Below are 6,264 nucleotides of genomic sequence, written 5' to 3'. Positions count from 1 at the left end.
ACCCACATCCGCTCCCACGCCCCCGCCCTCACCACCGCCTACAAGGCCGCCGCGGCCACCCTCCAGAAGCAGAACCTCACGGGCACCCGCGCCAAGGTCTACCTCGTCCTCGACCGCTCCGCCTCGATGCGCCCGTACTACAAGGACGGCTCCGCCCAGGCCCTCGGCGAGCAGGCCCTCGCCCTCGCCGCGAACCTCGACCCCGAGGCCACGGTCCACGTCGTCTTCTTCTCCACGGAACTCGACGGCACCGGCGAGCTCACCCTCGACGAGCACGAGAACAAGATCGACGACCTCCACGCGGGCCTCGGCCGCATGGGCCGTACCAGCTACCACGCGGCCGTCGAGGAGATCGTCACCCACTACGAGCGGTCCGGCACCGAGGACCCCGCACTCGTGATCTTCCAGACGGACGGTGCCCCGGACGCGAAGACCCCCGCCACACAGTCCCTCACGGGCGCGGCCAAGAACCACCCCGCCGTCTTCTTCTCCTTCGTCGCCTTCGGTGACCCGGAGAACAAGGCCTTCGACTACCTCCGCAAGCTCAAGACGGACAACACGGCCCACTTCCTGGCCGGCGAGACCCCGCGCGAGCTGACCGACAACGAGCTCTACGAAGGCGTACTGGCGAACTGGCGCCCGTAAGCCCGTAAGCCGTAAGCCCCACATCGATCACATCGATCAACGGCAGGCCGCCCCTTCCCACCCCTTAAAACGGGAAGCGGGCGGCCCACCCATGTCGGCTACGATTTCAAGGTTCCGTAGACGACCGACCCGACACAAACGATCGTCACCCCACGTATCGACATGGGAGCAGCCCGCGATGGCTCGACACCTCATCACCAGCGCCCTTCCGTACATCAACGGGATCAAGCACCTGGGCAACATGGTGGGGTCCATGCTCCCGGCGGACGTGTACTCCCGGTACCTCCGCCAGCGCGGCCACGACGTCCTCTACATCTGCGCCACGGACGAGCACGGCACCCCCGCCGAGCTGGCCGCCAAGGAGCAGGGCATCCCGGTGGACGAGTTCTGCGCACAGGCGCACGACGCGCAGAAGGCGGTCTACGACGGCTTCAACCTGGCCTTCGACTACTTCGGCCGCAGCTCGTCCCCGCAGAACCGCGGCATCACGCAGGAGATCGCCCGCGAGCTGAAGGCGAACGGCTTCATCGAGGAGCGGGCGATCCGCCAGGTGTACTCGAACGCGGACGGCCGCTTCCTGCCCGACCGCTACATCATCGGCACCTGCCCGCACTGCGGCTACGACAAGGCCCGCGGTGACCAGTGCGAGAACTGCACGCGCGTCCTGGACCCGACCGACCTGATCGACCCTCGCTCGGCGATCAGCGGCAGCAGCGACCTGGAGGTCCGCGAGACCAAGCACCTCTTCCTGCTCCAGTCGGCGCTGGCAGGCGAGGTCGAGGCCTGGGTCGACGAGCGCGCCGACAACTGGCCGATCCTCGCCTCCTCCATCGCCCGCAAGTGGCTGACCGAGGGACTGCACGACCGCGCGATCACCCGTGACCTGGACTGGGGCGTGCCGGTCCCGGCCGACACCTGGCCGGACCTGGCCGCCGAGGGCAAGGTCTTCTACGTCTGGTTCGACGCCCCGATCGAGTACATCGGCGCGACGAAGGAGTGGGCGGACCAGGACCCGGACAACCGTGACTGGCGCTCGTGGTGGTGGGAGTCGGACGCCGACGTCCACTACACGCAGTTCATGGGCAAGGACAACGTCCCGTTCCACAGCGTGATGTTCCCGGCGACCCTGCTGGGCACCCGCGCCCCGTGGAAGAAGGTCGACGTCATCAAGGCCTTCAACTGGCTGAACTACTACGGCGGCAAGTTCTCCACCTCGCAGAAGCGAGGCGTCTTCACGCACGACGCCCTCGACATCCTCCCCGCCGACTACTGGCGTTACTTCATGATGGCGAATGCTCCCGAGTCGGACGACTCGTCCTTCACCTGGGAGCACTTCACGGCCACGGTGAACAAGGACCTGGCGGACACCCTCGGCAACTTCGTCAACCGCGTCCTGTCCTTCTCCCGCAAGCGCTTCGGCGACGAGGTCCCCGCGGGCGCGGAGCCGGGCGAGGCGGAGGCCAGGCTGGGCGAGGAGATCGCGCGCCTGCTCGCCGAGTACGAGGAGCACATGGAGGCCATCCAGTTCCGCAAGGCCGCGGCCGCGCTGCGCGCCCTGTGGTCGGCGGGCAACTCCTACCTGGAGGAGAAGGCCCCCTGGCTGGAGATCAAGACCAACCCGGAGGGCGCGGCCCTCACTCTCCGTACGGCGATGAACCTCATCCGCCTCTACGCGGTGGTCTCCGAACCGTTCATCCCGACGTCCTCGGCGGCCATGCGCGCCGCGTTCGACCTGAAGGACGACACGGCGACCTGGGTGACGGCGGACGAGGCCCGCGCCCTCACCTCCGTCCCGGCCGGCACCCCGTTCACTGTCCCGCCGGTCCTGTTCGCCAAGATCACGGACGAGGACCTGGAGGCATACAAGGAGCGCTTCGGCGGCGAGGCCGCGGAGTAGCCCGTAGCAGTCCCCCATCAGTCCATGCGCAACCAGTCCATGCGCAACCCCGCACACCCCCGTGTGCGTCCCCCGGTACATGGCACTGTTCGGAAACGCGCACACCGTCAACCCTGGCAAGGCCCAGCAGGACTACGAACGCCTGCTGGGTCACGGGGAGCAGATCCACGCCGCGTACCTGCTCATCCGCGACACCATCCTGTTCACCGACCGGCGCCTGATCCTGGTCGACAAGCAGGGCCTCACCGGCAAGAAGGTGGAGTACCACTCCATCCCCTACCGCAGCATCACGCATTTCTCGGTCGAGACGGCCGGCCACTTCGACCTCGACGCCGAGCTCAAGATCTGGCTCTCCGGCACCCACGAGCCGATCGAGAAGACCTTTACCAAGGGCGTGGACATCTACGAGGTCCAGGCGATCCTCACTCAGTTCGTGGCGAGGTAGCCGCCACGCGTGGTCGACCATGGGCCGCACCGTCAGGCGCGGCCCGGTTCTCTCAAGATCCCTCAAGATCCCTCAAGCCGAGGGCGGGGCGACCGCGAAAACGGACCCCGTGCTGGAGCCCGCGTACACCACGCCGTTCAGTACCGCGGGTTCAGGGCGGTCGTTGGTGGGGCTCGCAGGGCTGGCGAGGCTCGTGTTCGGATCGCGCCGCGCCGCGCTCCGCCACAGGGTCCTGCCCGTCGCGGCGTCGACGCAGGTGATCCGTCCGTCGCCAGCCAGGCTGAACAGACGACCATCGGCGAACACCGGCCGGGCGGGGGCCTCTCCCTCCGTCTCCAGGACCCAGTTCCGGCCGCCCGTCCGCAGGTCGTACGAGGCCAGCGTGCCATCCGTCCGGCTGAGATAGAGCGCGTTGCCCTGCACGCGGACGGTTCCCACCGGGGCCTCCCGGAGCGGGATTCGTTTCACGCTTCGGTCCCTGATGGTGACGCGGGTGATGTGCTTGCCGTCCAGCAGGAAGGACACCGTGTCGCCGTCGGCCGCGATCGGCGAGCCAGGGTCCTCGTCGAAAGTGGCGAAGGCCTTCGTCTTCGTCCGCAGCGTGGCGGCGTCGAGGACGGCGACGGACGTGATGAAACCCTCGTCCGACCCGTACCCCAACAGGTACAGCGCGCCGTCTCCGCCGTCGAAGACGTCGTATCCCTCGTCGGCGGAAAAGGTCCTGGACGCGACCAGCTTTCCCGTCCGTGCGTTTCTGCGGTCGATCCGGGTTCCGTCCACATGCGGGTAAACCATGATGACCGTGGACTTCTGCACGATGGCGGTGGGGAGCCCCGACGACTCGGCTGACCACAGTCGGTCGCCGGTCTTCACGTCCAAGCCCACGAGCTGTTCCCGGCTCAGATCCCCGACCAGGACGGTTTCTCCCGCGAACCCCATGACTGGCCCAGGCCACGCGTTCTCGTCGTTCCGCTCGCTCCACATGACCCGGCCCGAGGCCACGTCGATCCGCTCGGCCAGCACACCGGTTTCCGTGCACACAAGGATGTCGCCTGTACCGGCGCAGCCGGGAAGGTCAGTCCCTTGACGTCCCGGGATGGCGGCCGGCTTCTTCTCCCACAAGGCCCACCCCCGAGGCCGCATGGCCGCCACCTTTTCGACGGCGGGAGCAGCCCGTGTCGACGAGGCGCCGGCCGAGGGCGAGGCGGAGCCCTTGGCATCGCCACGGTCTCCTCCCGCGTCGTCCGCCTGCATCATCGGCACCGCCACGGCAACCACGATCGTGGTCACGGCGGTCAGAAGGTAGGCGAGCGTCCGGGGCCGCAGCCGGGGACCGTTCGTGAGGCCCTCGGGTACCGTCGTCCCCGCGGGTTTCTCCGGCCCTGCCTCCGCTGCGCCTTTCTCCTGGAGCAGGGCAAGCAGTTCGGTGGGGGAGGGGCGACCGGTGGGGTCCTTGAGCAGGCATTTCTCGATGACGGAACGCAGGGCCGATGGGACTCCCGCGAGGTCTGGATCGTCATGCACGATCTTCATCGCGACCGCGATGGGCGGGGCGTCCGGGTCACCGTCGAACGGCCCCCGGCCCGTCGCCGCATGCACGAGGACTCCACCCAGCGCGAACACGTCGGCCGCCGGCCCGACTTCACGCGGCGTGTTCAGCTGTTCCGGGGCCATGAAGGAGACGGTGCCGAGGACCTTGCCGGTCCGCGTCAGGGGTTCGGCCTTCAGCACCCGGGCAATGCCGAAGTCGATGACCCGGGGGCCGTCCTCGGTCAGCAGCACATTGCTCGGCTTCAGGTCGCGGTGCACCAGGCCGGCCCGGTGGATGTCGCGCAGAGCCTCGGCGAGTCCGCGACCCAGCTGCCACACGGCGTCCTCGTCGAACGCGCCGGTCTCGCGCACGCGTTCCGAAAGCGTCGGGGCGTCAAAGTACTGCGTCGCCATCCACGGTGGCTCGCCATCGGGATCGGCACCGACAACCGAGGCGGTGAATGCCCCGCTGACCTGTCGCGCGGCATCGATCTCGAGCCGAAAGCGAGCGCGATAGTCGGTGTCGTCGACGAACTCCCCTCGGATGATCTTCAGGGCGACTCTTCGGCCCGACGGCGACACGGCCAGATAGACGACCCCCATGCCGCCTGCTCCGATGCGACGTTCGATGCGGTACTCCCCGACGTACGGCGGCGTGTACTCGTCCTGCCAGCTCAAGGGCCCCCCTGCGACTCCGTGGTGATCAGGCCGGCCTTCCCCACGCATCGAGGGTGGGGACAGCCAACGGTCCCGGCTCCTGCGGGCTGCACGGACGCTAGCGCATTCCGCGCCGTCGTCGGCGCAGTGCGATCACGGGGCGGGGCGCACAACCGCGGGTGTTCGGCCGTCCCGGAGGGACGAACAGGGCGGCGTACGCCGACAGGGTGTCGGGATACGCCGCCCTCGGGTGGGACGAGTTGCGGGTCGCGGGTGGTGGCCCGCGTTGTCACGGCGGTTACTTCGGGTCGTCGTTGAACTTCGAGGTCGACCAGAAGTAGCCGAGCACCGCGAGGCCCAGGCACCAGACGACGGCGAGCCATCCGTTGTTGCCGATCCCGGTGCCGAGCAGCAGACCGCGCAGGGTCTCGATGGCGGGCGTGAACGGCTGGTACTCGGCGATCGGCTGGAACCAGCCCGGCATCGCGTCGACGGGGACGAAGGCGCTGGACAGGAGCGGCAGCAGGATCAGTGGCATCGCGTTGTTGCTGGCGGCCTCGACGTTCGGGCTGACCAGGCCCATGCCGACCGCGATCCAGGTGAGCGCCGTGGCGAAGAGCACGAGCAGTCCGAACGCCGCGAGCCACTCCAGGACGGTGGCATCGGTGGAGCGGAAGCCGATGGCCACGGCGACGGCGCCGACGAGGACCACGCTGATGATCGACTGCAACACGCTGCCGATGACATGTCCGATGATCACGGAGCCACGGTGGATCGCCATCGTGCGGAAGCGCGCGATGATGCCCTCGGTCATGTCGTTGGAGACGGAGACCGCGGTGCCGATCGTGGTGCTGCCGATGGTCATCAGCAGGAGCCCCGGGACGATGTAGGCGATGTACACGGATCGGTCCGCGCCTGAGCCGCCGCCGATGCCCGCGCTCATGGTGTCGCCGAAGATGTAGACGAAGAGCAGCAACAGCATGATCGGGGTGAGCAGCAGGTTCAGGGTGAGCGACGGGTAGCGCCGGGCGTGCAGGAGATTGCGGCGCAGCATCGTGGCGGAGTCGCGTACGGCGAGAGAGATCCGGGT

The 6,264-nt window shown here is 68.3% G+C and carries 5 protein-coding genes; 3 read left to right on the top strand and 2 right to left on the bottom strand.

Features of this window, described 5'->3' with window-relative positions; genetic code table 11:
• The 3 genes from FPZ41_RS44045 to FPZ41_RS44035 form a co-directional block, all read left to right on the top strand.
• Positions 1 to 645 (top strand): VWA domain-containing protein (locus FPZ41_RS44045; RefSeq protein WP_152870232.1); only part of this gene is annotated, 645 nt, incomplete at its 5' end.
• A gap of 178 nt (positions 646 to 823) precedes the next feature.
• Positions 824 to 2,542 (top strand): methionine--tRNA ligase, encoded by a 1,719-nt coding sequence (metG, locus tag FPZ41_RS44040; protein WP_152870230.1) that lies wholly within the window; start codon positions 824 to 826, stop codon positions 2,540 to 2,542.
• Between the two features lie 79 nt (positions 2,543 to 2,621).
• Entirely contained in the window at positions 2,622 to 2,987 is a 366-nt protein-coding gene (locus tag FPZ41_RS44035) for a PH domain-containing protein (protein WP_131568873.1), read from the top strand.
• Between the two features lie 72 nt (positions 2,988 to 3,059).
• On the opposite strand, the gene FPZ41_RS44030 is transcribed toward FPZ41_RS44035, so the two are convergent.
• On the bottom strand, positions 3,060 to 5,195 hold the full coding sequence (locus FPZ41_RS44030; protein ID WP_228023420.1) for a protein kinase domain-containing protein: 2,136 nt from the start codon (positions 5,193 to 5,195) through the stop codon (positions 3,060 to 3,062).
• Between the two features lie 277 nt (positions 5,196 to 5,472).
• Positions 5,473 to 6,258, bottom strand: a complete 786-nt coding sequence (locus tag FPZ41_RS44025) for an ABC transporter permease (RefSeq protein ID WP_322621510.1) — start codon at positions 6,256 to 6,258, stop codon at positions 5,473 to 5,475.
• Between the last annotated feature and the right edge of the window lie 6 nt (positions 6,259 to 6,264).

This window comes from Streptomyces acidicola, assembly GCF_009377235.1.
GTDB classification, from domain to species: Bacteria; Actinomycetota; Actinomycetes; order Streptomycetales; family Streptomycetaceae; genus Streptomyces; species Streptomyces acidicola.
The sequence above is the reverse complement of the archived record's forward strand: the minus strand, read 5'-3'. Positions and strand labels throughout refer to the sequence as shown.